Below are 22,075 nucleotides of genomic sequence, written 5' to 3'. Positions count from 1 at the left end.
CATGGCCCCCTCTTCTCCCCTGGATCCGGCCTACACCCTGGAGCTCTGTGCCAGCGGCGAACCGCTGGCCCGCCGCGCCGCCGAGCTGATGGCCACCACAATCGATCTGGCCCTGGCCCAGCGCGATCGCTGCCAGATCGCCCTGGCCGGAGGCAGCACGCCGGAGGCCAGCTACGTGCACCTGGGGCAGGAACATCTGGCGTGGGACCGGGTGGATGTGGTGCTGGGCGATGAGCGCTGGGTAGAGGCCGAGGATCCCTCCAGCAACGCCCGCATGCTGCGGCAGACCCTGCTCGCTCAGCCACCCGGACGCAGCGCCTGCCTGCACCCCGTACCCACGGATCGGGACACGCCGGAGGAGGGTGCCCGGGCCTACTCCCAGCTGCTGCGGCTGCTGTGCCCCGGGGAGCCGCCCCTGCTGGATCTGGCGCTGCTGGGCCTCGGGGACGATGGCCATACGGCGTCGCTGTTTCCGGGGACGGAGGCCACCCGGGTTCGCGATGCCCTCGTCACCGTCGGTGAAGGCAAGGGTCTGCCTCGGGTGACCCTCACGGCACCGATCCTGTCGGCGGCGCGCAGGGTGCTCTTTCTGGTGAGCGGTGCGGGCAAGGCCGAGGCGCTGCGGCGTCTGCTGGATCCGAGCGAGAGCCCGGAGCGCACCCCCGCCAGGCTGGTGCGACCCTCCACGCCGATCCTGGTTCTGGCCGACAATGCGGCAGCCTCGTTGCTGCAGCCTTGATCCCGATTGCTTCCGCCGATGGTTTCAGTGGCTGGCATGCGCTGAACGACACGATCATGGGCGGCCGCAGCCAGGGCGACTGTGCGGTGGGTCCTGCCGGGTTGCGCTTCCAGGGTGAGCTGGTGGCCGAGGGGGGCGGCTTCGTGAGCTGCCGCTCTCCGCTGTTCTCGCCCCCCCTCGACCTTTCCGGCAGCGAGGGGCTGGAGATCGATCTGGAGGGCCACGGCCGCCGCTTCAAGCTCGCCGTGGGCTGTGCGGACGGCGTCGGCGGGCTCACGGAACTGATCCCGGGAGGTCTGCGCTGGGTGGCGGAATTCGGCACCGAGGCCAGCGGCTTCAGCCAGGTGCGCCTGCCGTTCGCCAGCCTGCGGCCCTCCGTACGGGCCCGTCCCGTCGGCCTGCCCCTGCGTTTCGATGCCGGCCGGGTGAACCGGCTGCAGCTGCTGCACTCCCGCTTCGGCGACGACGGCACGCCGAATGCCGGGTTCCGGCCCGGCGCGATCAGCTTCCTGCTCCAGGCGATCCGTGCCTACCCCTGATCCCGGGCCGGCGCCGAACACGGATCTGGCGCAACTGGTGGCCGCCGCGGCTGATCTGTGTCGCAAACCGCTGCGCCATGCCGTGCTCCCCGTGCTCACCCAGCCCGGGGCGGCAGCGGCCGGGCTGGGGCCGGTGGATGACTGCTGCCTCAAGCTCGAAGCGCGCAGCCCTGCGGGTGAACGACGGCCGCAGGACGACCTGGAGCTGGAGCTCTACCGCAGCGGCACTGGCCTCAATCTCACGCTGGCCTGGACGGAGGACCCGGGGCGGCCGATGCTCTGGCATGGCCAGCATCCGGTCTGGATGCGGCCGGAAACGGGGGAACGGTGCGCCTGTCCCCCCGAAGGTGCTGCCCTGGAGGCCCTGGGCCGCCGGTTGCGGGCCCTGCTGAGCCCGCCCGTTCCCTGACCTGGAGCTGGGCTCAGCAGCGACCTTCGGGCGAGCGGTGGGCGCCCCTTCAAGGCAGATCGGTCACAGCCCCCAGGCTGCTGCTGCTCACCAGCCGGGCGTACTTGCCGAGCACCCCCGTGCGGTAGCGGGGCTCGGGCTTCACCCAGGCGGCCCGCCGCGCGGCCAGTTCCTGCTCGGGCACATTCAGCTGGATCAGCAGCTGGTTGGCATCCACGGTGATGCTGTCCCCCTCCTGCACCAGGCCGATCGTTCCCCCCACGGCGGCTTCCGGGGCCACATGGCCCACCACCAGGCCGTAGGAGCCGCCGGAGAAGCGGCCATCGGTGATCAGGGCCACGCTCTCGCCCAGCCCCTGGCCGATGATGGCGGCCGTGGGACTGAGCATCTCGCGCATGCCGGGCCCACCCACCGGCCCCTCGTTGCGCACCACCACCACATCCCCCGGCTGGATCTGGCCATCCAGGATGGCGGCCAGGCTCGCTTCCTCGCTCTCGAACACCCGGGCCGGACCGGTGATCACGGGGGTCTTGACCCCGGAGATCTTGGCCACCGCCCCTTCTTCGGCCAGATTGCCCTTGAGGATGGCCAGGTGCCCCTTGGCATAGAGGGGGTTGCTGAGCGGACGGATCACGTCCTGATCGGCGGGGGGGACGCTCGGCACCGAGGCCAGCACCTCGCGGAGGGACTTGCCTTCGATCGTGCGGCAATCGCCGTGCAGCAGACCGGCGTCGAGCAGCAGCTTCATCACCTGGGGGATGCCGCCGGCCCGGTGCAGATCCACCGTCACGTAGCGGCCGCTGGGCTTGAGATCGCAGATCACCGGCACGCGCTGGCGGATCTTCTCGAAGTCGTCGATGCTGAGTTCCACGCCAGCGGTGCGGGCGATGGCCAGCAGGTGCAGCACCGAGTTGGTGGAGCCGCCCACGGCCATGATCACGCTGATGGCGTTCTCGAAGGCTTCCCGGGTGAGCAGGTCGCGGGGACGGATGCCCGCGGCGATGGCCCGCACCAGCACCTCGGCGGAACGGGCCGCGCTCTCGGCCTTCTCCGGATCCTCCGCCGCCATGGTGGAGCTGTAGGGGAGGCTGAGGCCCAGCACTTCGAAGGCCGAGCTCATCGTGTTGGCGGTGAACATGCCGCCGCAGCTGCCGGCACCGGGGCAGGCGTTCTTTTCGATCGCCAGCAGTTCCGCCGCATCGATGCGGCCCCCCGAGAACTGGCCCACGGCCTCGAAGGCGCTCACCACCGTGAGGTCACAGGGGCCGAGCTTGCCGGGCTTGATCGTGCCGCCATACACGAAGATCGCCGGAATGTTCATCCGGGCCATCGCCAGCATGGCTCCCGGCATGTTCTTGTCGCAGCCGCCGACCGCGAGCAGACCATCCATGCTCTGCGCATTGCAGGCGGTTTCGATCGAATCGGCGATCACCTCGCGGCTCACCAGGGAATACTTCATCCCCTCGGTGCCCATGGAGATGCCATCGCTCACCGTGATGGTGCCGAAGGTCTGGGGCATGGCCCCGGCGGCATGGGCGGCCTGCTCGGCTCGCCGGGTGAGGTCGTTGAGCCCCAGGTTGCAGGGCGTGATGGTGCTGTAGCCGTTGGCGATGCCGATGATCGGCTTTCCGAAGTCGTCATCACCGAAGCCCACGGCCCGCAGCATGGCCCGGTTGGGCGAACGCTGAACGCCCTGGGTGATCGCATCGGAACGGAGCATGGCCGCAGCGGAAAGTGCCTGCCAGGCAACCTACCGGCCGGTGGCCATCGCCTCGAGCTGGCGACGCACGGCGTCGATGGCCTCGTTGAGTTGATGCACCTTGTCGTGCAGCTCGCGGTCATTCCGTTCGGAGCCCGGGAGCGCCGTCGGTTCGTCGAGCCCACCGCCGCTGTCCTGCAGCCGGGAGAGGCGCAGGGCGCGCTGCTGGCGGCCGCGGAGGCGCCGCTTCTCGGCTTCCGAGAGCAACCACCAGGCCAGTCCCGCCGCGCCGATCACGGCACCGGCCAGGGCGCTGATCAGCAGGGCCGAGGAATCCCCCGCCGCAGCGGCCGCCGGGTAGGTGGACGATCGGCCGCGCGAGGCGCCGGATTCCGCATGCGGGCCTGCCATCTGCAGCCTGGAACTGCCCCAAGCCTAGGCAGTGGTGCCCGCCACAGCAGCGTCGGCCGCTGGCGTGGCGGGCAGGGCGAACAGGCGCTCGGCCACCCTGCCGATCCCAGGTTCGATCTCCTGCCGTTCGGTGAGACCCGGATCCACGCAGCTGGTGTAAAGGGTGAGCCAGGGAAAGCGCTCACCGAGCAAGGAGAGGCCAGGCCCGGAGGCCAGGGTCGCGACCACCCGCAGGCGGTCTCCGCTCACGCCACGCCGTTCCAGCTGCTCCAGCAGAGCCACCAGGCTGTGGCCCGTGGCCACTTCAGGGGCGAAGACCAGCACACCGCAACGGCTCTCGATCGATGCCGGCAGGGTGCTGCCGCAGCGGTCCACATGCTGCACCCGGGCGGCGGGCAGCACCTGGCGAGCCCCGTCCCACAGGCCCAGGCCGGCGGTGAGAACGGGCAGGGCCAGGAGCGGCACCCCCGGATCCACCACCCTGCCCTCGGTAGCCCCCAGGCATCCCTCGATCGGGGTGCTGCGCTGGGGCAGCCAGTCGCGCAGGGCCTCATAGGTGAGCCAGCGGCCCAGCTCCGCCGTGGCCGTGGCGTACACGGCAGGGGGGGTGTGCCGGTTGCGCAGCACGCTGAGCCAGTGGCCGATCAGGGGGTGGGGAGGAACCACCACCCGCAGGGTCATCCCCATGGTTGCCATAAGTTGAGGCTTCACCGTAGTTGTGTGCCGATGGGCCGCCTCCGTTCCTTGCTGCTGACCCTGGGCCGCCAGCTGGTGGCGGCCTGCCTGCTGGGCGTGGTGCTGATCGGCTCGACGCCGGCCGCTCAGGCGATCACGGCTCCTGAACTGCGGGGCCAGAGGGCCCTGCAGGATCTCCAACCCGACATGCATGGCCGCAACCTGCGCCAGCAGGAGTTCCTCAAGGCGAGCCTGGAGGGCTTCGACTTCAGCGAGGCCGACCTGCGCGGAGCCGTGTTCAACGGCAGTTCGCTGCGCGAGGCGAACCTGAGCGCCGCCAATCTGGAGGACGTGGTGGCCTACGCGACCCGCTTCGATGACAGCAACCTGGAAGGGGCCATCCTGCGCAACGCCATGCTGATGCAGAGCCGCTTCAAGGGCAGCAGCATCACCGGGGCTGACTTCAGTGACGCCGTTCTGGACCTGCCCGAGCAGAAGGCCCTGTGTGCCCGCGCCACGGGTGTGAATCCCAGCACCGGAGTCGCGACCCGCGACAGCCTGGCCTGCCGCTGAGGCCGCTGGGGGTGGTCCGGGGCCCTGCCCATAGGATCGGGGTCCGGTTCCGCTGGTGATCAGCCAGCGGAGGCAACGGGGAAAGCCGGTGAAAGACCGGCACTGTCCCGCAGCTGTGAAGGCAGATCGAGCCTGGCTCCCTGTGCCCAGTCAGAACGCCCGCCGGATTTCCTGAACTCTCGGCGCGGACCGAACCATGTCCTTTTCCATCAGAGCCCCATGGGCGGCAGGCCTGCCCCTGGCGGCGGCTGGCGCGGCCCTGTCGCTCGGCCTGCCCGCCAGGGCCCACCACCTGCTCGATGTCAATGCACTGCAGCCGACACCCCTGAACGGCCTGGTGAGCGGATTGCTCCACCCCGTGATCGGCCCTGATCATCTGCTCTTCCTGCTGGCCCTCTCCCTGGTGGGTCTGCAGCGTCGCGGCCTCTGGATGCTGACCCTGCTGGCCGTCGGGATGCTGGGGAGTCTGGCCGGGTTGCTCGCCCCGGGCCTTCCCGGCGCCGAGCTCATCGTGGCCGGCACCCTGGCGGTGGTGGCCCTGGTGCTGTGGAGGTGGCTGCCGACCACCGTGCTGCTGCCGTGCATGGGCGTGCATGGCTACGTGCTCAGCGGCTCCGTGCTGGGATGGACCGCCATGCCCATCGGCTTCTACGCCGCCGGGCTGCTGCTCAGCCAGGCCGCCCTGCTGGTGTTCGCCCTGGCGCTGCTGCGGCGCCTCACCGCCAGGATCCCGGCGCGTGGGCTGCGCTGGTCGGGGCTGCTGCTGGTGGGTGCCAGTGCCTCCCTTGCCCTCTCCAATGCTGTGAGCTGAGGAGCCTCCATGACAACGCCAGTCGTGCCGCCCTCGCCCCGGCGGCTGCCCGTCACCGTGGTGACCGGCTTCCTCGGTGCGGGCAAGACCACGCTTCTGCGGCAACTGCTCACCAGGGGTGGCCAGCGCCTCGCGGTGCTGGTGAATGAATTCGGTGAGGTGGGGCTCGACGGGGATCTGCTGCGCAGCTGCGGCTTCTGCCCTGAGGACGAGATCGACCAGCGCCTGGTGGAGCTGGCCAACGGATGCCTGTGCTGCACCGTGCAGGACGACTTTCTGCCCAGCATGGAACTGCTGCTGCAGAGAGCAGACCAGCTGGACGGCATCGTGGTGGAGACCAGCGGCCTGGCCTTGCCGGAGCCGCTGGTGGCGGCGTTCGGCTGGCCCGAGATCCGCTCGCGCACCCGGGTCAATGGTGTGGTCACCGTGGTGGACGGTGAAGCGCTGGCCCAGGGGGCTGTGGTGGCGGATCCCGGGGCCCTGGAGGCCCAGCGTCAGGCGGATCCAAGCCTGGACCATGCCAGTGCGATCGACGAGTTGTTCGCCGAGCAGCTGGAGTGTGCCGACCTTGTGCTGGTGAGCCGGGCCGATGGCCTCGACGCCGCCGGTCTGGAACGGGTGCGGCGGCGGGTGGAGGCCCTGGTCCGGCCTGGAACCCCGATTGTTCCGATGGAGCGGGGCCGGATCGACCCCGCCCTGGTGCTGGGGCTCCACGGCCGCGACGACGACCACCTCCTGGAGGCCGGGGAGCCCCACGACCATGACCACAGCCATGTGGCCATGGATGCCGTGGCGCTCCGGCTGATGGGCGTCTGGAGCCGGCCCCAGGTGGAAGCGGCCGTGGCCCAGCTCTGCCGTGAGAGCGGCCTGGTGAGGGTGAAAGGGCGGCTGCTCCTTCCAGGCAAGGCCCGGCCACTGATGATCCAGGCGGTGGGTCCCCGGCTCGAGAGCTGGTTCGAGGCCGGGGGATCCGGCGATCAGCCCGCCCGAGAGATGCCAGCGGGGACCCTGGAACTGGTGATGCTGGGCTTCGGACTTGACGCCACGGGGCTGGAGGCGTCCCTGCGGCAGACCCTGGAAGCGACCTAGTCGAGGGGGAGATCCCCCTGGGCGCAGATGCCGTCCCAGCAGAGGGCCTGCTCCTCGCTCCAGCGCGGTTCCACCGGCACCCAGGTGGTGGCCGGCTCCCCTGTTCTGTGCCGTTGCATCGTGACGCTGCCGCGCCCGTCGTGGCGGAATTCGATGCTCTGACCGTCGAGAAGCAGACGCCAGCGCCTGCCGATCTCCTCCACCTGGAGATGGCAATCAGCCCAGGGACCGTTGCGGTCGCGGCAACGCAGCTGAATCGGCTCAGCCAGCGGCGTTGCTGCAGCGGCCGCCATGTCCTGGGCCGTGGCCGAACCGATCGGAAGAACCGCGACCTGCAAGGCCACCAGAAGCAGAAGCCTCCAGAACCGGCTCTGCTGGGCGCTCCCACCGGAGGCCTGGCCCAGGAGGAACGGCATGGTGCGCCCCGCGGCTACCTCTTCAAGCTGCCCCGCGCCAGGGAACAGGGCGCCATGGGCTGCCAAGATTTAACAAACTCCGGCTGCGCCGTGCCCGTCTACAACGCCCGCGTTCAGGTCTCTCTGCGTCCATCGGTTCTCGATCCCGCCGGCGAGGCCACCCGTGCCGCCGCCGCCCGCCTCGGCGTGGGCACGGTGCGGAGGCTGCGCATCGGCAAGGCGATCGAGGTGGAGCTCGAGGCGCCGGATGTCGCCACGGCGCGCCAGCAGCTCGAACTGCTCAGTGACCGCCTGCTGGCCAATCCCGTCATCGAGAACTGGACCCTCGACCTTCAGGAAGTGTCCGGCCAGGCAGTGTCCGGGGGGCAGCAGGGATGACCGTGGGCATCGTGGTGTTTCCCGGCTCGAACTGCGACCGGGATGTGCGCTGGGCCCTGGAAGGGTGTCTGGGTGTGGCCACCCGCTTCCTCTGGCATGAGGAGCGCGATCTGGGCGGCCTGGATGCCGTGGTTCTGCCCGGAGGCTTCAGCTACGGCGACTACCTCCGCTGCGGCGCGATCGCCCGCTTCGCCCCGGTGCTGGAGGCCGTAAGACACTTCGCCCAGAACGGTGGCCCGGTGCTCGGCATCTGCAACGGCTTTCAGGTGCTGACGGAAATGGGTCTGCTGCCGGGGGCACTCACCCGCAACGCCCGTCTTCATTTCCTCTGCGAACCGGCACCGCTCCAGGTCGATCCGGGCATCTGCCGCTGGTTGCAGGGCTACGGGAAGGGAGAGCGGATCGCGCTGCCGATCGCCCATGGCGAAGGTCGCTTCCAGGTGGCCGACGACCAACTGCGTGCCCTCGAGGAGAACGGACAGGTGGTGCTGCGGTACGCCGCGAACCCCAATGGCTCGATGGGGAACGTGGCGGGGCTCTGCAACCCCCGCGGCAACGTGCTCGGTCTGATGCCCCACCCGGAACGAGCCTGCGATCCGGCCACAGGAGGGATCGATGGTCGCCGTCTGCTGCAGAGCCTGCTGGGTTGAGTCGCTGGGCGTGGCAAGCGGCATGAAAAAGGGCCCCGGCAGGGGCCCTGGGTGCTCCGGGCGGTGAGCCGCGGCCGGAGATGCTGACTCAGTTGACGGCGGCGAAGAAATCCTTCGACTTGACGGGGTCGGGATTCATGGTCTTGTCGCCGGGCTGCCAGTTGGCGGGGCACACCTCATCGGGGTGGGATTGCACGTACTGGAAGGCCTGCAGCACCCGCAGGGTTTCGTCAACACTGCGACCCACGGGCAGATTGTTGATGGTGCTGTGCATGATCACGCCATCGGGATCGATGATGAAAAGACCCCGCAACGCCACGCCGGCGTCCTCGTCCAGCACGTTGTAGGCGCTGGCGATCTCTTTTTTGAGATCGGCCACCAGGGGGTAGGCGCAGGAGCCGAGTCCACCATTTTTGCGGTCGGTCTGGATCCAGGCCAGGTGGCTGAACTCACTGTCCACAGACACCCCGAGCACCTCGGTGTTCTTGCTGGTGAACTCGCCGTAGCGATCGGAGAAGGCCGTGATCTCCGTGGGGCACACAAAGGTGAAGTCCAGCGGATAGAAGAAAAGCACCACGTACTTGCCGCGGTACTGGGACAGGGACACCGTCTGGAACTCCTGGTCCACCACGGCGGTGGCCGTGAAGTCTGGAGCGGGCAGGCCGACAAGCCGGGTCATAGATGAGCGCAGGGTGAAACGAACAGGGAGGCCGCGACGCAGACGCCTGAGCGTACTCGTATCGACTTCCAGTTACATCCTACAATTTATCACAGCCCGCCGCTGGCCACGCCATAGGCTGGCCCCACTGCGACTGTCATCTCCATGGGCTGGGACCCGAGCGTTCTGCGCCGCTACAACACCACCGGGCATTTCCGGCTGCTCAGCCAGCTGCGGAGTGAGCTGAAGGCCAACCCACTCGTGCGCCCCAAGGAGGGTGAGACCATCGGCGAAGTGAACCGCAGCAAGGGCCTGATCCGGGCCATGGAATCGCGTGGTTCCGGCCGCAGCCGCCGCACCATTGCCGCCGCCCAGGCGGCTGCGGCCTTCCCCGTGGTGATGAGTGAAGCGACGCTGGCTGAATCCACCAGGTCCCTGGCGGATGAGGGGGGAGAGGAATCCACTTCCGCCACGTTTCGCGAACGCCTCAACGCCATCGAACTCCGTTGAAGACAGCCGCAGGACCCTCCACCCAGCAGCGGCACTTCCGGCACGACACTGCTCGATTGCGGGGACTGCTCACGGCACGGGACCTGCGGTCTCGGCAGACAGGGCACGGTCGCCCCTGCGGGGAACGGAGTGGCAGGAACCGCAGCTCCAGGCAGGAGCCGCGTCCAGGCTGATCCCAACGGGTTGATGATGGATCCCAACGCGTTGATGTTGGAGGCACCATTGCCAGGGTGAGCGCCTGCCTGGGCAACAACACCGGCACACAAAAAGTGGCACCGCACGATGGCGGTACCCATCACAATGGCTCGGGGGAGACTTGAACTCCCGACCTTGGGGTTATGAATCCCACGCTCTAACCAGCTGAGCTACCGAGCCGTGATGGGGTCGAGTGTATCAGGCGCGGGGGGGCAGAAACTGGAGCGGATTGGCCGCACCCCTGGACGGGGGATGGATCTCGAAATGCAGGTGGGGACCGGTGCTGCGGCCCGTGCTTCCCATCAGGGAAATCAGGGTTCCCTGGGCCACCTCCTGGCCTGCGGACACCATCAGACGGCTGTTGTGGGCATAGAGGGAACGGCTGCCATCGGGGTGGGCGATGGTCACCAGATAGCCGTAGCCTCCGTCGTGCCAGCCCGAGAACACGACACGGCCGGCACGGGCGGCCACGATCGGGGTGCCCACGTTGTTGGCCACGTCAATCCCCTTGTGCATGCGCCCCCAGCGCCAGCCGTAGCCCGAGGTGAACACACCCTTGGTGGGCCAGATCCAGCCGTCGGCCGTGGGGCTGCCTCCAGGCTGGCCCGGCTCGGTCTCCACCCCCGGGATCTGGGGCCAGCTCAGACCGCCACTGGTGGAGGGCTTGAGACCAAGAACGGCACGCTGACGCACCGGTGCAGCCTGCACCAGCTGCACCTCGTTGCCGGCGACCAGACGCGCCGTCTGCAGGCCGGGGTTGAGGCGGAGGAGCTCCGCCATGGTGAGGCCGTAGCGCTGGGCGATCTTCATCACGGTGTCGCCCAGGCGCACCACCCCGGTGGACTGCACCGGCGGAGGGGTCTGCAGGGGAGGGGTACGGCGCAGCTCTGTGGTGTCGATCGCCGCCAGCAGCTTCACGGCCCTGGTCTGCTGGGACGGAACCACCAGCCAGTCGCCCCGGTCGAACCGGTGACCGGAGTCGACATCGTTGAGGGTGGCGAGGCGATCGGGCTGGACCCTGAGGTCGCGGGAGAGCTCATCCAGGGTGACGGGGCGACGCACCTTCACCCAGAGCTTGTCGGTGCTGGCTGAGGGAAGCGAGGCCAGCAGCTGATCCACACTTGGATCTTCGCTTTCCGCTGCCCCGAAGGCCTGGGTGACGGCAGGCAGCCCGGCGGCCAGGGCGGCGGTGAGCAACAGGGAGGTTTTGATTGATGTCAAAGGCTTCATCAAAGGTTCCCCAAACGACAAGGCTCAGTAGAGAAGCCGAGATCTCTGAACCGCGCAGACAGTAGCGGACAGACCTGGGTGGTACAAGTGCGGCCGCCTACAGACACGGTGGGAGCAGAGGACAAACTCCAGGCTGTGGAGGGAATCAGCCAGGTGATCCAGCACCTCGCGCCCTGGCCCCTGGAGCAGGCCGCAGCGAGCATCAGCACCGATCGGGCGGGCCGTTCTCCTGGCGCAGGGCCTCGAAGAGCACCACGCCCACCGCCACGGAGAGATTGAGGCTGCGCACGCCTCCTTCGGGGTGGTGACGCGATCGCCGCATCGGGATGGTGAGCAGGGCGTCGGCCTGCTCGAGCCTGGCCTGGGGCAGACCATCGGTTTCGCGGCCGAACAGCAGCCAGTCGTCGGGCTGGAAGGGGAAGGCGGTGTACGGGGTGCTGCCGTGGGCGCTGAGGGCCAGCAGCCGGCCGCCCTGCAGGCGGCGCTGGCGGTCGAAGGCCTGCCAATCCGGATGCACGGTGAGGGCCACGTAGGGCCAGTAGTCCAGGCCGGCCCTGCGGAGCGTGCGATCGCTGATCTCGAAGCCGAGCGGGCCCACCAGGTGCAGCTCCTGGGCCGTGGCGGCACAGGTGCGGGCCACATTGCCCGTGTTGGGCGGAATCTGGGGCTGGTAGAGCACAACCCGGGGCATGGTCGGCGGGAGATCGTCAGCGGGGCACGGCCTGACTGATGGCGGCCAGGTCCAGGGCGCGGCCAGCCACGACCAGCCAGCAACGCTGGCACTGCCGAACCAGCTGCTGCTCCAGTTCACCGAGGCGATCGCGGAACAGACCGCCGATGGCCGTGGGAGGCACCACACCCCAGCCGGTCTGTTCACTCACCAGGATCACCTGGCCGGGGCAGGCCGCCAGGGCGCCGCTGAGCTCATCACAGTGGCGGCGCCACTGGCACTCGGACTGGTCCAGCCCCCACGCCACCCAGGTGCCCAGGGCATCGACCAGGGCCAGCTCCGCGGGTTGCAGCTGCCTCAGGGCATCGGCCAGATCGGCCTGCACCTCCCGCAGACGCCAGCCGGCCGGCCGGCGCTGCCGATGGGCCTGCAGGCGTGCCTGCCAGAGCGGATCCTCGGGCCGGGGATCGGCCGTGGCGAGATACAGCACGGGGCCGGAATGGGCGGCGGCGAGATGTTCGGCCCAGCGGCTCTTTCCACTGCGGGCCGCACCGGTGACCAGCTGGCAGCGGGGCTCAGGCTGCACGCTCAACCACCACCGTTCATGTTGCGCAGGGTTGCCACCGAGGAGGGCGACACCCGGTTGAGGTAGCGGAAGATCCAGTACTTGAACACGGTGGCCAGCACCACCGGAAAGGTGGCGATGAACAGCATGATGAAGTTCTCCTGGGCCGGCAGTCCCAGGTGGTGGGCCACCCCATCCAGCAGCACGGTCCAGCCTTCCGGGCTGTGGAACCCCACGAAGATGTCGGTGAAGAGGATGATCGCGAAGGCCTTGGCACTGTCACTCAGGCCGTACACCAGTTCATCCACAAAGCCGCGCAGCACCTGGAGATCGCGCCGCCAGAAGAGGCAGACCAGCACGAACCCCCCCAGGCCGGCGAGATCGGCCAGCACGTTCTTGATCGCGTGGGTGCTGGCCTGATCGGCCTCCTCCTTGAGTTCCTGGGCCCTCTCGGCCAGCTTCTGGTGCAGCTCGTCGGTGGTGGGCAGGCGGCTGCCGGTGAGCAGGGCATCGAACTCGATCTCGGCGCGGTACACCCGCAGCCGCTCCACGGCCCGCTCCTCCAGCTGGGGGCGGGGGTAGCTCAGGAAGCCGTGATCGGGCGCATAGCGATCCACCAGGGGAGACACCACGTAGGTGCGGCTCACCTGCTGCAGCAGCACCGGCACCAGCACCATTAGCAGCAGGATCCGCAGCGACACCAGCGTTGAATCGCGGCGCCGTCGGAAACCGGCCACCATGTTGGCTTCGGCCTTGGGGTCGAGCTGGCGGCGCACCTGATCCACCACCCCCAGCAGGCTGCGGGGCAGCACCTCGGGCGAGCGGCTGATGGCCGGCAGGGGCTGGCGGCGCGGGTCGTAGCGGCCCACCACGGTCTCGATCAGCTGCAGCTGCCGCAGTTCCTGGCCCAGCAGCTCGCCGCGGCTGGGCTCCAGCACCGCCAGGCTCTGCCTGCACACCTCGAGGGCGGCGCGGAAGCGGCGCAGCACCTGGTCCTGCACACCCCGGGGCAGGGCCAGTTCCAGCTCGGGCCGCACCGGGCGGTCGTTGTAATGCTCGAGCTCGATGCTCTGGATCAGCAGCGCCGCCTCATAGCCGCGCTCGAGATGATGGCTGAGGTCACTCGCTTCGGCACGACCGAAGGCGCCAAGCCAATCGGTGAGGCCCATGGGGAATCAGCGGGAGAAGACCCACCAGGTGGCCATCGGCACCACGGTACCGACCACGAGCAGCACCACCACCCAGGTGAAGGCGTTGCTTTCGGCGGTCTCCTCCCGGGTCGGAACGTTGGTGGGGAGCGCTTCCACCTCCGCCACCACGGGCTCACCGGGATCCTCCCCGCCCTGGAGCACGGTCTGCAGCCGACTGATGCCATCGAGACTGGCCTGGCGGAAGCGGGCGCCGTCACGGATGGGCTGGGCCATGGTGGCGCGGGCGGTGCTGCGCAGGAGCCCCGGGCTGAGCTGGCCTTCCAGTTCCGGGGATGCCACCACCGCGGCGGTGTTGGTCTGGCTGTCGATCAGGAAGAGCAGCTGGCCTTCACCGCCGCCGCCTGCCTGCCAGCGCTCCAGCACCTGCTCGCCCAGCTGCGGCAGGCTCAGGCCGTAGTCGAGGCGGGTGAGGGTGATCAGGTGGGCGTTCACCCGCTCCGCCTCCAGCGCTTCCAGCTGGCGGCTCACTTCGGCGTTGGCGGCACGGCTGAGCACGGCCGCCGTATCGAGGACCCGCTCCTGGGGCGGGCTGTCCGGGAAGGAGCTGGCGGAGACGGCCAGGGCGGGGGCGGCCGCTCCCAGCCACAGCAGCAGGCTGGCCAGCGCCGCCCAGCAGCGCCGCACGATGCGCTGCTGCACGATTCGCGGCTGCACGACTCGCTGGCGCACGGATTGTTGCCGCACGGCCAGGGGACTGCGGGGGGCTGGGCGGAACAGGGCCTGGGGCAGGAACAAGTCGGGCGGCGCGCGTGTCCCTAGTTTGCCTGCTTCAGCCTGGCCTGTCGCCCCAGCAGCCATGAGCCTCCCTGCACCCGCCCGCACCGCCCTGGGGAGCGGCGTCCTCGGGCTGGCCCTGGTGGTGCTGAACCAGCTCAGCGCCGAGGGGCTGACACCGCCCCTGGAGCGGGCCGGGGTGCTGGCCAGCCTGCTGGCGGTGGGGTTGATGCTGGTGGGGGTGCTGTGGACACGGGCGACGCCGGAAGCAGCGGCCAGGGCCGCGCTGCCCGGCGACGAGGGCCTGGTGCTCGCTGAGGCTCTGCCCGCTGAGGTGGCGGAAGAGCTGGGCTGGGGCAGCCAGATGCTGCTGACGGCCACCCCGGCGGCCGTCGTGCTCGTGCAGTGGCGGGGAGAAACGCTGCTGCGCCGGGGCCTGCTGACGGCCACGCCCTTCCACCCTGGCGCCATCTGCGCCCGTGCTCTGGCGCGGCAGCAACCGGTGTCGCTGGTGAACCTGCGCCTCTATCCAGGACGCGCCGAATTCGAGACCCTGCTGCCCGGGCTGCCCGCCGTGGTGGTGCAGCCCCTGGGCGAGCAGGGGTTGCTGCTGGTGGGCGGCTGGTCCGTGCGCTGTTTCAGTCGCAGCGATCTCACCTGGCTCGAGGGCTGGGCCCAGCGGCTCACAACCCGATTGGAGCGGGTGCAGCCCGACCGTCCCGCGGCCGGCCCGGAGCCTCCGGAAGCCGCAGCTGGGTCCTGACCCGCGCACCGGGCCCGCCGAACTGCACGAAACCGTCCTTCTCCGCCCTGGCGGTGAGCCGTTCGGCCCGGGTCACCTGGTCGTTCTCCCGCCGGCGGAGGGTCACATCGCCGCTGGCCTCCACAGCTCCCGTGGCCCAGTTCCACTGGCAGCGCTCCGCCCGCAGGCTTTCGCCGGGCTGGTTCAGCTGGCAGGCGGAGGGCACCACCACCGTGGTGCTGGCGAAATTGAGCGCGAACCCGGTCCCGCGCAGCGTGGACTGGCCCAGTCGCCCCTCGAAGGGTTCGTCGCTGGTGATCAGCCGGCGTTGCAGGTCCATTCGGGTGCTGCGGGCCAGGAGCTCTCCCTTCTGGCCGGGATCCACCACCCGCACCGGGGCCTGCAGGTCGATCGTGCGGCTGCGGGTGTTGGCGGTGAGCGAGGGGGCCGTAAGGCGCTGGGGAGGCCGGTCCGGCACGGCGCGCTCCCCCTGCACGGGCCCCCGGCCCCGCAGGGCGCCGCTGCCGGGCGACCAATCCGCCCGGCTGAGCACCAGACGCAGGGGATCCACGCCCGAGCGCACGAGGGTGGGGGTCCCCACCAGCTCCAGGCGATCCTCACCGATCAGGAAGCGCACCCGCCGGCTGGTGAGGCGCAGGTCATCCTGGGTGGCGACCGGAGCGCGATCGAGCTCCATCAGCTTGCGTGCCGGGTACCAGCGCACGCGAAGGGCCGTGATCACCAGGGGCCGCTCACCGCCTTCGAGCCGCTGCACCCGGGTCGGGCCCTCCAGCTGCACCAGCTCGCCATCGTTGAGCACCACCCCGTTGGCGGCGGTGAAGCGGTAGAGGGGTTTGCCCTGGCTGTAGAGCACGCCCCGCAGATCCCGGGCCTGGGCCACGCGGCGGCTGAGGTCGTACCGCGTTTCCGGGCTGGTCAGCTCCCACAGCGTCCTGCCCTCTCCATCCTGCTGGCGCAGATCGAGGCTGCGGAACACGAAGGGGGGGGCAGCTTCAGGCTCGGCTGGGGGGCTGGCACAGGAGGCGAGCAGGAGGGTGAGCCCGAGGCCCGTGGCCATGGGGTGACGGCAGCTCACAGCGGAGCATCGAGTTCAAGACGGAGCAGCACCGGTTCGGGCGGCGGCAGGGCCTGACCGGCCGGCAGCCCGCCCCACCGCTGGGCGGCGAGCCAGGCAGTGGGCTGTCCTGGGGAGGGTGGAGCCGGCGAGGCGTCGGTGCCGCTGGGGAAGGGCTCCAGGCCGAGTTGCTGGAGCATGCGTGCCGAGAGATCGGGCACCAGCGGCGCCAGCAGCACCGCCAGCCAGCGGGCCGCTTCCAGCACCGCATAGAGGTCGGCCCCCACGCGCACCTCCTGGTCGGGGAGCTTCATCTGCTTCCAGGGAGCCCGGTCATTGAGGTAGCCATTCGCCGCGGTCGCCAGCTGCAGCACCGCCTCGGCCGCCCGGCGGAAATCAAGGGCATCGAGGCCATCGCAGGCCTGCTGGCCGGCCAGGCGGGCGGCCAGGGCCAGGGGATGCTCCGCCGAGAGGGCGTCGCCGGCGGGGGGAACGGCCGCATCGAACCACTTGCGTGCCATCGAGCTGGTGCGGTTGAGCAGATTGCCGATCGTGTTGGCCAGGTCGTTGTTGACCAGATCCGTGAAGCGCTGCTGCTGGAAATCCCCATCTTCACCAAAGGGGATGTCCCGCAGCAGGTACCAGCGCACGGCGTCGCGGCCGCAACGCTCCAGCAACACGTCCGGATCCAGCACGTTGCCCAGGGATTTGCCCATCTTCTGGCCTTCCCGGGTGAGAAAGCCATGGCCGAACACCCGCTCCGGCAAGGGCAGTCCGGCCGAGAGCAGCATGGCGGGCCAGTACACGGCATGGAAGCGCAGGATGTCCTTGCCGATCACGTGCAGCTGGGCCGGCCACCCCCGTTGCAGCAGGGTGTCCAGGGCGACGGGCTCCGCCGGCGCACTGCCCTCGGCCTGGAGCAGGGCGGAGAGGTAGCCGAGCAGGGCATCGAACCACACGTAGAAGGTGTGGCCGGGATGGCCGGGCACCGGGATCCCCCAGGGCAGGTCGATCCTGGAGATGGAGAAATCCCGCAGGCCCTGGGCCACGAAATTCTCCACCTCGCGGCGCCGGCTGGGCGGCTGAATGAAGCCCGGCTGAGCGATGAGCGCTTCGATCTCGCGCTGGTAGCGGGACAGCCGGAAGAACAGATTCACCTCATCGCGCCACTCCAGGGGGCGGCGGTGGGTGGAGCATTCCGGGTCCTGAGCCTCGTGGGGATCGTCCTTGAACTCCTCGCAGGCCACGCAGTACCAGCCCTGCTGCCGGCCTTCCACCACATCGCCCTTCGCCTCCACCCGGGCGAAGAACTGGGCCACCAGCTCCCGGTGGCGGGGATCGGTGGTGCGGATGAAGCGGTCGTGGCTGATCTGCCAGCGCTCCCAGAGGTCGCGGTAGCCCGCACTGACCCGGTCGCAGTGGTCCTGGGGGCTCACCCCGGCGGCCTCGGCAGTGCGCTGGATCTTCTGCCCATGCTCATCACAGCCGGTGATGAACACCACCTCCTGCCCGCACAGCCGCTGGTAACGGGCGATCGCATCGCAGGCCAGGGTGGTGTACGTGCTGCCCAGATGGGCGCGATCGTTGACGTAGTAGAGCGGGGTGGTGAGGGTGTAAGACATGCGGCGGGGGATGGTCCGGCGGTACTCCGGGCTCGCGGTACTCCGGGCTCGTTGCGCCGCTGCAGCGGACCTGTGCCGGGGCCGGATCCTACCCATCATTCCCTGGCCCACCCCCGAGTTCCCTGAACCCCGATGCAAGACGAGCGGTATCCCGTCGTGGTGTGGGGTGGAGGAACGGGGGGGGTGGCGGCCGCCCTCCAGGCCGGACGGACGGGCACACCGACCCTGCTGCTGACGCCGGGGGCCTGGCTGGGGGGCATGGTGAGCGCCGCCGGGGTGTGCTGCCCGGATGGCAACGAGCTCACGCCCTGGCAGACCGGCCTGTGGGGGGCCCTGCTGCGGGAGCTGGCCCAGCGTGAACCGGAGGGTCTGGACCACAACTGGGTGAGCTGTTTCGGCTACCGCCCCGCCACGGCCGAGGCGATCCTGAGGGAGTGGGTGGCGGCGGCAGCGCCGCTGGCCTGGTGGCCCAACTGCCGGCTGCTGGAGGTGGAGCGGCGGCAGGACCGGGTGAGCCGACTGGTGCTGGAGCGGCGCAGGGCCGGGCAGCCCACCGGTGAGACCGTGGCGCTGCCGGTGCACGACGGCATCGTGATCGACGGCAGCGACCGCGGCGAGCTGATCGCCATGGCGGGGGCAGGATACCGGCTGGGCTGGGAGCCGAAGGAGCGCTGGCAGGAACCGAGCGCACCCGCCGCCAGTGCCATCGCTGGAGAGCCGTTCTTCAGCAGCCAGCCGGTGCAGTCGCCCACCTGGGTGGTGATGGGGCAGCTGCGGGGCGATGCCCCCGGGCCTGATCCGGGGCAGGCCCTGCCCGAACCCTTCGCCGGAGCCACCAGCCGCTTCGGGCTGGAGCGCACGATCACCTACGGCCGTCTGCCGGGTGGCCTGGTGATGCTGAACTGGCCCCTGGAGGGCAACGACTGGCACCACGGCCTCGGGGCAGCCTTCGGCGACGCAGCGAGCCGGGAGGACGACCTGAACCGCGCAATGCGGGAGCACAGCCTGGCCTTCGCGGCCGCCCTCGAGCAGGCCAGTGGCGGTTGGATCTCGCTGGCGGAGGTGTTTCCCCGATCGGCCCTGGAACCGGCGCTGCAGGGCCCCTCCCCCCTGGCCCTGATGCCCTACTGGCGGGAGGGCAGACGCCTCAAGGGCGTGGGCACGGTGATCGAACAGCAGCTCCTGCCGCAGGGGAGCGGCGCGAGCCTGGCCCCCCTGCCCCGCCGGGAGGGGGAGGTGGAGGCGGTGGCCGTGGGCAACTACGCCAACGACCACCACTACCCGGGGAGGGACTGGCCGCTCGCACCCAAGAGCTGTGCGTGGGGAGGCCGCTGGAGCGGCACGCCGTTCTGCCTCCCCTTCAGCGCGCTCGTGAGCCGGGACACGGCGAACCTGATGGCGGCCGACAAGGGGATCAGTGTGAGTCACATGGCCAATGGCGCCACCCGGCTGCAGCCCCTGGTGCTCAACGTGGGGCAGGCGGCCGGCCAGGCTGCGGCCCTGTGCCATCAGCTGGGCTGCCTGCCGGCGACCCTGCCGGTGCGCCGGCTGCAGCATGCCCTGGTGCTGGATGCCCAGGCGCCGGCCGGGCCTCTTCCCCTGTGGGACACCCCCTGGCACCACCCCGCCTGGCGGGAACGCCAGCTCGCCGCCCTCGACGATCCTTCCCGCCTCGAAGCGGATGGCACCCTGAGGGGCACGGGTGCTGAGCTGGACCCCTGCGAGGCGCCGTCTGAGCCCCATGAACGGCTCTGGGAGGGAAGGCTGCACAGCGATGGGGCTGGCCGTTACAGCCTGGAGACCCGGGAGCGGAGCTGGCCGGTGATCACCCTGGAGCCCGCCCTGCATCGCTGGCTCCAGCAGCTGGAGACGCCACGGGTGGCGCGGCTGATCGGTTGCGCCAACCCCTGGGGGCCCTGGCTGCGGCTGTCGCGGCTGCAGTCCTGAGGGACTCAGGAGGAGGCGATCAGGCGCAGCTGATCCCGCAGGGGATCCACCAGCTGCACGCGCACGATCAGGGCATCTCCAGGCTCGGACCCCGCCGGACAGAGGGCCGCCAGATCCATGGCCAGCTCCTCGAGATGCACCAATCCGAGCTGGTCCTGGGCCCGCAACCACCGCAGGAACTGGCCCTGCCACTGGCACGCCCCTTGCCTGGAGAACCACTCCTGCTGCCAGTGCCGCTGATCCTCCCGGCTGATCTGCAGGCCCTGGCGGATCGGATCCTCGATCTCCTGCAGCAGGGCCTGCAGGGCATCGGCATCCAGGGGGGTCTGGCCCTGCTGCAGGGCCAGCAGCTGACGCTGGGCCACCAGGTCGCCATAGCGGCGGATCGGTGAGGTGGCCTGCACGTAGGCCGGCAACCCCAGAGTGAAATGGGCCCGGGGCGTCGCCCCGGTATGGCCGCGGCTGAGGCAGCGCTTGATGGCGGCATGGCGCACCGGGCCTGCGGGCAGCGCCTCCAGTTCGGCTGGTCGCGGCAGCTCGGCGGGCATCTGGCTGCGGTAAGGCAGGGCCAGGTGGTGCTCCTCTCCGTAGGCGGCCACCACCGCGCCGGCCAGGATCATGGCCTCGGCCACCATCAGGCGTGCCGCACTCGGTTCGGTCAGCTCCAGTTCGGGCTGGCCATCCCGCACGCGGATCCTGCCCTCGGGCTGGTCCATCAGAATGGCCCCCCGGGCAGTCCGCCAGCGGCGACGCCGGTTCAGCAGGGCATGCAGATCGGCGAGATCCGGATCCTCGGGTGGGGCCAGATCGATCAGCTCATCGGCATCGGCGTAACTGAGGCGGTAGGTGGGACGCACCCAGCTGCGCACCAGCCGGAACGTGGTGACGGCCCCCTCGGGATCGAGAACCACCGCCAGGCTCCAGGCCGCGTTGCGCCGTCCGGCGCCGAGGCTGAGGGGCCCGGTGGCCAGCGCCTCAGGGAACATCGGCAGGGTTCCGCTGGCGAGATAGAGGCTGCTGCCCCGCCGCCGGGCCTCCAGATCCAGGGGCGAATCCACGGCCACCAGACGGCCCGGATCGGCGATGTGGATCCACAGGCGGAGCGCGCCGTCCGGACAACGCTCCAGCCCGAGGGCATCGTCGATGTCCCGGGTGTCGGCGTCATCGATCGTGACGCAATGCTGGGCGGTGAGGTCGAGGCGATCGTCATCCCCAGGCCGCGCCTCGGAGGCCTGGGCGATCAGCCGCTGGGCCTCCGCCTCCAGCTCGGCGCTGAAGCCCGTCTCCCAGGTGGTGGCGTGCAGGGAGGGGAGGTGATGGGGATCCCACTGGCCCAGATCCACCAGCAGGTGGCGGACGCCACCGCTGTCCGCTGGGCAGTGGGCGGCCTGGAGCGCCCGGCGCAGCGGCACTGGCAGGTCCGTGGCATCCTGGCCGGCCGCCACGGCCAGGAGCAGATCCAGCTCCCGCTCCTGCTGGGGGCCGAGCGAGGAACGCCGCAGCGGTTCCCGGCGCCTGAGGGCCTCATGCCACTGCCGCTGGCTCCGCTGATCGAGCGCCAGACGGTGCTGCTCACGCCGCAGTCGCCGCAGGTCGTCGGGAGAGCGGGCGCTGATGCCCTGATGACGCAGACGGAACAGGAGCTGGGAGCCATGCAGCCACAGCCAGCAGGCCGCCAGCGCTGCGGGATCGCTGCGGCTGCACACCAGCTCCACCCACTCCGGCAAGGCCCAGGCCTGGTCGCCATCGGCGAGCAGGAGCCAGGCGGCGGCGAAGTCCCGCCGGGGGGGCAGGGCTTCCGCCAGATCCTGGTCCGTGAAGGTCCAGGGAGGCAGGCCCAGCCTGACGGGCGGGTCGCCGCCATCGGTGAAGGGAACGAGCAGGGTGGCCGTGCGCCGGGGCAGCTGCTGATGTCTGTGCTGAAACCCGACGGAGAGGTCGAGCTTCGAGCCATGGTCCTGCAGCACCACCGCCAGATGGGAACCGCGCTCGTCCTTCACACCGACGAGATCGCCGGGGTGGAATGGGGGCGTGGCCAGGGGCTTCAGCCTTCGGGGTTCACGAAGGGCAGCAGGGCCACGATGCGGGCACGCTTGACTGCGTTGGTGAGATCGCGCTGCTGCTTGGCGGTGAGGCCGGTGAGGCGGCGGGGCAGGATCTTGCCGCGCTCGGTGATGAACTTCTTGAGCAGATCGACGTCCTTGTAGTCGATCGGATCACCCGGCTTGATCGGGGAGAGGCGCTTCTTGAAAAACGAGCTGGACATGGGGGCAATGGAGAAGAACTGAGACAAGGCCGCTGGCAGTCCCGTGACCCGGAGGGTTCAGCGGGAAGTGGCGTTCACTTGATTTCCTTGTGAACGGTCGACTTGTTGCAGTGCGGGCAGAATTTCTTCAGTTCCAGCCGTTCGGTGGTGTTGCGGCGGTTCTTCTCGGTGGTGTAACGAGACACCCCAGGAGACCGCTTGGCGGGGTTGGACCGGCATTCCGTGCACTCGAGGGTGATCACGATCCGGACGCCCTTGTTCTTAGCCATGAAGGACGTTGC

The 22,075-nt window shown here is 69.8% G+C and carries 26 protein-coding genes, 1 tRNA gene and 1 riboswitch; of the genes, 11 read left to right on the top strand and 16 right to left on the bottom strand.

Annotated elements, in window-relative coordinates:
- Position 1 precedes the first annotated feature (1 nt).
- The 3 genes from pgl to CBM981_RS02700 are packed head-to-tail and all read left to right on the top strand — an operon-like array spanning position 2 to position 1,687.
- Entirely contained in the window at positions 2-739 is a 738-nt protein-coding gene (gene pgl, locus CBM981_RS02710; protein ID WP_087067154.1) for a 6-phosphogluconolactonase, read from the top strand.
- The gene (locus tag CBM981_RS02705) at positions 736-1,278 is read left to right on the top strand and encodes a CIA30 family protein (RefSeq protein ID WP_087067153.1); all 543 of its coding nucleotides are present in this window, start codon (positions 736-738) and stop codon (positions 1,276-1,278) included. The genes pgl and CBM981_RS02705 overlap by 4 nt, the downstream gene beginning before the upstream one ends.
- Entirely contained in the window at positions 1,265-1,687 is a 423-nt protein-coding gene (locus CBM981_RS02700; RefSeq protein WP_087067152.1) for a hypothetical protein, read from the top strand. The genes CBM981_RS02705 and CBM981_RS02700 overlap by 14 nt, the downstream gene beginning before the upstream one ends.
- Before the next feature lie 49 nt (positions 1,688-1,736).
- Here CBM981_RS02700 and ilvD read toward each other — a convergent pair whose 3' ends face one another.
- The 3 genes from ilvD to CBM981_RS02685 are packed head-to-tail and all read right to left on the bottom strand — an operon-like array spanning position 1,737 to position 4,484.
- On the bottom strand, positions 1,737-3,407 hold the full coding sequence (gene ilvD / locus CBM981_RS02695) for a dihydroxy-acid dehydratase (protein ID WP_087067151.1): 1,671 nt from the start codon (positions 3,405-3,407) through the stop codon (positions 1,737-1,739).
- A gap of 30 nt (positions 3,408-3,437) precedes the next feature.
- Positions 3,438-3,797 (bottom strand): hypothetical protein, encoded by a 360-nt coding sequence (locus CBM981_RS02690; RefSeq protein WP_225867494.1) that lies wholly within the window; start codon positions 3,795-3,797, stop codon positions 3,438-3,440.
- A gap of 24 nt (positions 3,798-3,821) precedes the next feature.
- A complete protein-coding gene (locus tag CBM981_RS02685; protein WP_087069137.1) occupies positions 3,822-4,484 on the bottom strand; it encodes a uracil phosphoribosyltransferase in 663 nt (220 codons plus the stop codon).
- 39 nt (positions 4,485-4,523) lie between these two features.
- On the opposite strand from CBM981_RS02685, the gene CBM981_RS02680 reads away from it, so the two are divergent.
- From CBM981_RS02680 to cobW, 3 genes are all read left to right on the top strand, one after another.
- On the top strand, positions 4,524-5,045 hold the full coding sequence (locus CBM981_RS02680) for a pentapeptide repeat-containing protein (RefSeq protein ID WP_087067150.1): 522 nt from the start codon (positions 4,524-4,526) through the stop codon (positions 5,043-5,045).
- Between the two features lie 27 nt (positions 5,046-5,072).
- A riboswitch (cobalamin riboswitch) is annotated at positions 5,073-5,227 on the top strand.
- 14 nt (positions 5,228-5,241) lie between these two features.
- Positions 5,242-5,856, top strand: coding sequence for a HupE/UreJ family protein (locus CBM981_RS02675; protein WP_087067149.1), 615 nt, complete (start codon positions 5,242-5,244; stop codon positions 5,854-5,856).
- Between the two features lie 9 nt (positions 5,857-5,865).
- Entirely contained in the window at positions 5,866-6,945 is a 1,080-nt protein-coding gene (gene cobW / locus CBM981_RS02670) for a cobalamin biosynthesis protein CobW (protein WP_087067148.1), read from the top strand.
- On the opposite strand, the gene CBM981_RS02665 is transcribed toward cobW, so the two are convergent.
- The gene (locus tag CBM981_RS02665; protein ID WP_087067147.1) at positions 6,942-7,361 is read right to left on the bottom strand and encodes a hypothetical protein; all 420 of its coding nucleotides are present in this window, start codon (positions 7,359-7,361) and stop codon (positions 6,942-6,944) included. The two genes, cobW and CBM981_RS02665, sit on opposite strands and share 4 nt — an antisense overlap.
- Before the next feature lie 90 nt (positions 7,362-7,451).
- Here CBM981_RS02665 and purS point away from each other — a divergent pair, with 90 nt between their 5' ends.
- On the top strand, positions 7,452-7,739 hold the full coding sequence (gene purS, locus CBM981_RS02660) for a phosphoribosylformylglycinamidine synthase subunit PurS (protein ID WP_087067146.1): 288 nt from the start codon (positions 7,452-7,454) through the stop codon (positions 7,737-7,739).
- Positions 7,736-8,389: a phosphoribosylformylglycinamidine synthase subunit PurQ gene (gene purQ / locus CBM981_RS02655; RefSeq protein WP_087067145.1), complete on the top strand. Its 654-nt coding sequence runs from the start codon at positions 7,736-7,738 to the stop codon at positions 8,387-8,389. The genes purS and purQ overlap by 4 nt, the downstream gene beginning before the upstream one ends.
- 88 nt (positions 8,390-8,477) lie before the next feature.
- On the opposite strand, the gene CBM981_RS02650 is transcribed toward purQ, so the two are convergent.
- Positions 8,478-9,068 (bottom strand): peroxiredoxin, encoded by a 591-nt coding sequence (locus CBM981_RS02650; RefSeq protein ID WP_087067144.1) that lies wholly within the window; start codon positions 9,066-9,068, stop codon positions 8,478-8,480.
- Between the two features lie 144 nt (positions 9,069-9,212).
- Here CBM981_RS02650 and CBM981_RS02645 point away from each other — a divergent pair, with 144 nt between their 5' ends.
- Complete coding sequence (locus CBM981_RS02645; protein ID WP_087067143.1) at positions 9,213-9,557, top strand: hypothetical protein; 345 nt, start codon at positions 9,213-9,215, stop codon at positions 9,555-9,557.
- A gap of 301 nt (positions 9,558-9,858) precedes the next feature.
- Here CBM981_RS02645 and CBM981_RS02640 read toward each other — a convergent pair.
- From CBM981_RS02640 to psb32, 6 genes are all read right to left on the bottom strand, one after another.
- Positions 9,859-9,932 (bottom strand) — tRNA-Met (locus tag CBM981_RS02640).
- 18 nt (positions 9,933-9,950) lie between these two features.
- Positions 9,951-10,982: a peptidoglycan DD-metalloendopeptidase family protein gene (locus CBM981_RS02635; RefSeq protein ID WP_087067142.1), complete on the bottom strand. Its 1,032-nt coding sequence runs from the start codon at positions 10,980-10,982 to the stop codon at positions 9,951-9,953.
- A 202-nt stretch (positions 10,983-11,184) separates the two neighbouring features.
- Positions 11,185-11,673, bottom strand: a complete 489-nt coding sequence (locus CBM981_RS02630; RefSeq protein WP_087067141.1) for a tRNA (cytidine(34)-2'-O)-methyltransferase — start codon at positions 11,671-11,673, stop codon at positions 11,185-11,187.
- Positions 11,674-11,689: 16 nt separating this feature from the next.
- Complete coding sequence (cobU, locus tag CBM981_RS02625) at positions 11,690-12,238, bottom strand: bifunctional adenosylcobinamide kinase/adenosylcobinamide-phosphate guanylyltransferase (protein WP_087067140.1); 549 nt, start codon at positions 12,236-12,238, stop codon at positions 11,690-11,692.
- A 2-nt stretch (positions 12,239-12,240) separates the two neighbouring features.
- Complete coding sequence (gene pxcA / locus CBM981_RS02620; protein ID WP_087067139.1) at positions 12,241-13,386, bottom strand: proton extrusion protein PcxA; 1,146 nt, start codon at positions 13,384-13,386, stop codon at positions 12,241-12,243.
- Between the two features lie 6 nt (positions 13,387-13,392).
- A complete protein-coding gene (psb32, locus tag CBM981_RS02615; RefSeq protein WP_369801681.1) occupies positions 13,393-14,070 on the bottom strand; it encodes a photosystem II repair protein Psb32 in 678 nt (225 codons plus the stop codon).
- Positions 14,071-14,224: 154 nt separating this feature from the next.
- On the opposite strand from psb32, the gene CBM981_RS02610 reads away from it, so the two are divergent.
- Positions 14,225-14,905 (top strand): cofactor assembly of complex C subunit B, encoded by a 681-nt coding sequence (locus CBM981_RS02610; protein WP_087067137.1) that lies wholly within the window; start codon positions 14,225-14,227, stop codon positions 14,903-14,905.
- Here the strand turns inward: CBM981_RS02610 and lptC are convergent.
- Positions 14,826-15,962, bottom strand: coding sequence for an LPS export ABC transporter periplasmic protein LptC (gene lptC, locus CBM981_RS02605; RefSeq protein WP_087067136.1), 1,137 nt, complete (start codon positions 15,960-15,962; stop codon positions 14,826-14,828). The two genes, CBM981_RS02610 and lptC, sit on opposite strands and share 80 nt — an antisense overlap.
- A gap of 14 nt (positions 15,963-15,976) precedes the next feature.
- Complete coding sequence (metG, locus tag CBM981_RS02600) at positions 15,977-17,581, bottom strand: methionine--tRNA ligase (RefSeq protein WP_087067135.1); 1,605 nt, start codon at positions 17,579-17,581, stop codon at positions 15,977-15,979.
- A gap of 132 nt (positions 17,582-17,713) precedes the next feature.
- On the opposite strand from metG, the gene CBM981_RS02595 reads away from it, so the two are divergent.
- Positions 17,714-19,528, top strand: a complete 1,815-nt coding sequence (locus CBM981_RS02595) for an FAD-dependent oxidoreductase (RefSeq protein ID WP_087067134.1) — start codon at positions 17,714-17,716, stop codon at positions 19,526-19,528.
- Positions 19,529-19,533: 5 nt separating this feature from the next.
- Here CBM981_RS02595 and CBM981_RS02590 read toward each other — a convergent pair whose 3' ends face one another.
- From CBM981_RS02590 to rpmG, 3 genes are all read right to left on the bottom strand, one after another.
- The gene (locus CBM981_RS02590) at positions 19,534-21,528 is read right to left on the bottom strand and encodes a ribonuclease catalytic domain-containing protein (RefSeq protein WP_225867493.1); all 1,995 of its coding nucleotides are present in this window, start codon (positions 21,526-21,528) and stop codon (positions 19,534-19,536) included.
- 44 nt (positions 21,529-21,572) lie between these two features.
- The gene (gene rpsR, locus CBM981_RS02585) at positions 21,573-21,794 is read right to left on the bottom strand and encodes a 30S ribosomal protein S18 (protein WP_006041316.1); all 222 of its coding nucleotides are present in this window, start codon (positions 21,792-21,794) and stop codon (positions 21,573-21,575) included.
- 74 nt (positions 21,795-21,868) lie between these two features.
- On the bottom strand, positions 21,869-22,063 hold the full coding sequence (gene rpmG, locus CBM981_RS02580) for a 50S ribosomal protein L33 (RefSeq protein WP_006910077.1): 195 nt from the start codon (positions 22,061-22,063) through the stop codon (positions 21,869-21,871).
- Positions 22,064-22,075: the final 12 nt, after the last annotated feature.

Source organism: Cyanobium sp. NIES-981, from assembly GCF_900088535.1.
Taxonomy (GTDB): domain Bacteria; phylum Cyanobacteriota; class Cyanobacteriia; order PCC-6307; family Cyanobiaceae; genus NIES-981.
The sequence above is the reverse complement of the archived record's forward strand: the minus strand, read 5'-3'. Positions and strand labels throughout refer to the sequence as shown.

Bases quoted from the DNA above. Each gene is read 5' to 3' on its own strand.
- pgl (WP_087067154.1), top strand. From the start codon at position 2: ATGGCCCCCTCTTCTCCCCTGGATCCGGCCTACACCCTGGAGCTCTGT.
- ilvD (WP_087067151.1), bottom strand. From the start codon at position 3,407: ATGCTCCGTTCCGATGCGATCACCCAGGGCGTTCAGCGTTCGCCCAAC.
- CBM981_RS02690 (WP_225867494.1), bottom strand. From the start codon at position 3,797: ATGGCAGGCCCGCATGCGGAATCCGGCGCCTCGCGCGGCCGATCGTCC.
- CBM981_RS02685 (WP_087069137.1), bottom strand. From the start codon at position 4,484: ATGGGGATGACCCTGCGGGTGGTGGTTCCTCCCCACCCCCTGATCGGC.
- CBM981_RS02680 (WP_087067150.1), top strand. From the start codon at position 4,524: ATGGGCCGCCTCCGTTCCTTGCTGCTGACCCTGGGCCGCCAGCTGGTG.
- CBM981_RS02675 (WP_087067149.1), top strand. From the start codon at position 5,242: ATGTCCTTTTCCATCAGAGCCCCATGGGCGGCAGGCCTGCCCCTGGCG.
- cobW (WP_087067148.1), top strand. From the start codon at position 5,866: ATGACAACGCCAGTCGTGCCGCCCTCGCCCCGGCGGCTGCCCGTCACC.
- CBM981_RS02665 (WP_087067147.1), bottom strand. From the start codon at position 7,361: ATGCCGTTCCTCCTGGGCCAGGCCTCCGGTGGGAGCGCCCAGCAGAGC.
- purQ (WP_087067145.1), top strand. From the start codon at position 7,736: ATGACCGTGGGCATCGTGGTGTTTCCCGGCTCGAACTGCGACCGGGAT.
- CBM981_RS02650 (WP_087067144.1), bottom strand. From the start codon at position 9,068: ATGACCCGGCTTGTCGGCCTGCCCGCTCCAGACTTCACGGCCACCGCC.
- CBM981_RS02645 (WP_087067143.1), top strand. From the start codon at position 9,213: ATGGGCTGGGACCCGAGCGTTCTGCGCCGCTACAACACCACCGGGCAT.
- CBM981_RS02635 (WP_087067142.1), bottom strand. From the start codon at position 10,982: ATGAAGCCTTTGACATCAATCAAAACCTCCCTGTTGCTCACCGCCGCC.
- CBM981_RS02630 (WP_087067141.1), bottom strand. From the start codon at position 11,673: ATGCCCCGGGTTGTGCTCTACCAGCCCCAGATTCCGCCCAACACGGGC.
- pxcA (WP_087067139.1), bottom strand. From the start codon at position 13,386: ATGGGCCTCACCGATTGGCTTGGCGCCTTCGGTCGTGCCGAAGCGAGT.
- CBM981_RS02610 (WP_087067137.1), top strand. From the start codon at position 14,225: ATGAGCCTCCCTGCACCCGCCCGCACCGCCCTGGGGAGCGGCGTCCTC.
- lptC (WP_087067136.1), bottom strand. From the start codon at position 15,962: ATGGCCACGGGCCTCGGGCTCACCCTCCTGCTCGCCTCCTGTGCCAGC.
- metG (WP_087067135.1), bottom strand. From the start codon at position 17,581: ATGTCTTACACCCTCACCACCCCGCTCTACTACGTCAACGATCGCGCC.
- CBM981_RS02595 (WP_087067134.1), top strand. From the start codon at position 17,714: ATGCAAGACGAGCGGTATCCCGTCGTGGTGTGGGGTGGAGGAACGGGG.
- rpsR (WP_006041316.1), bottom strand. From the start codon at position 21,794: ATGTCCAGCTCGTTTTTCAAGAAGCGCCTCTCCCCGATCAAGCCGGGT.
- rpmG (WP_006910077.1), bottom strand. From the start codon at position 22,063: ATGGCTAAGAACAAGGGCGTCCGGATCGTGATCACCCTCGAGTGCACG.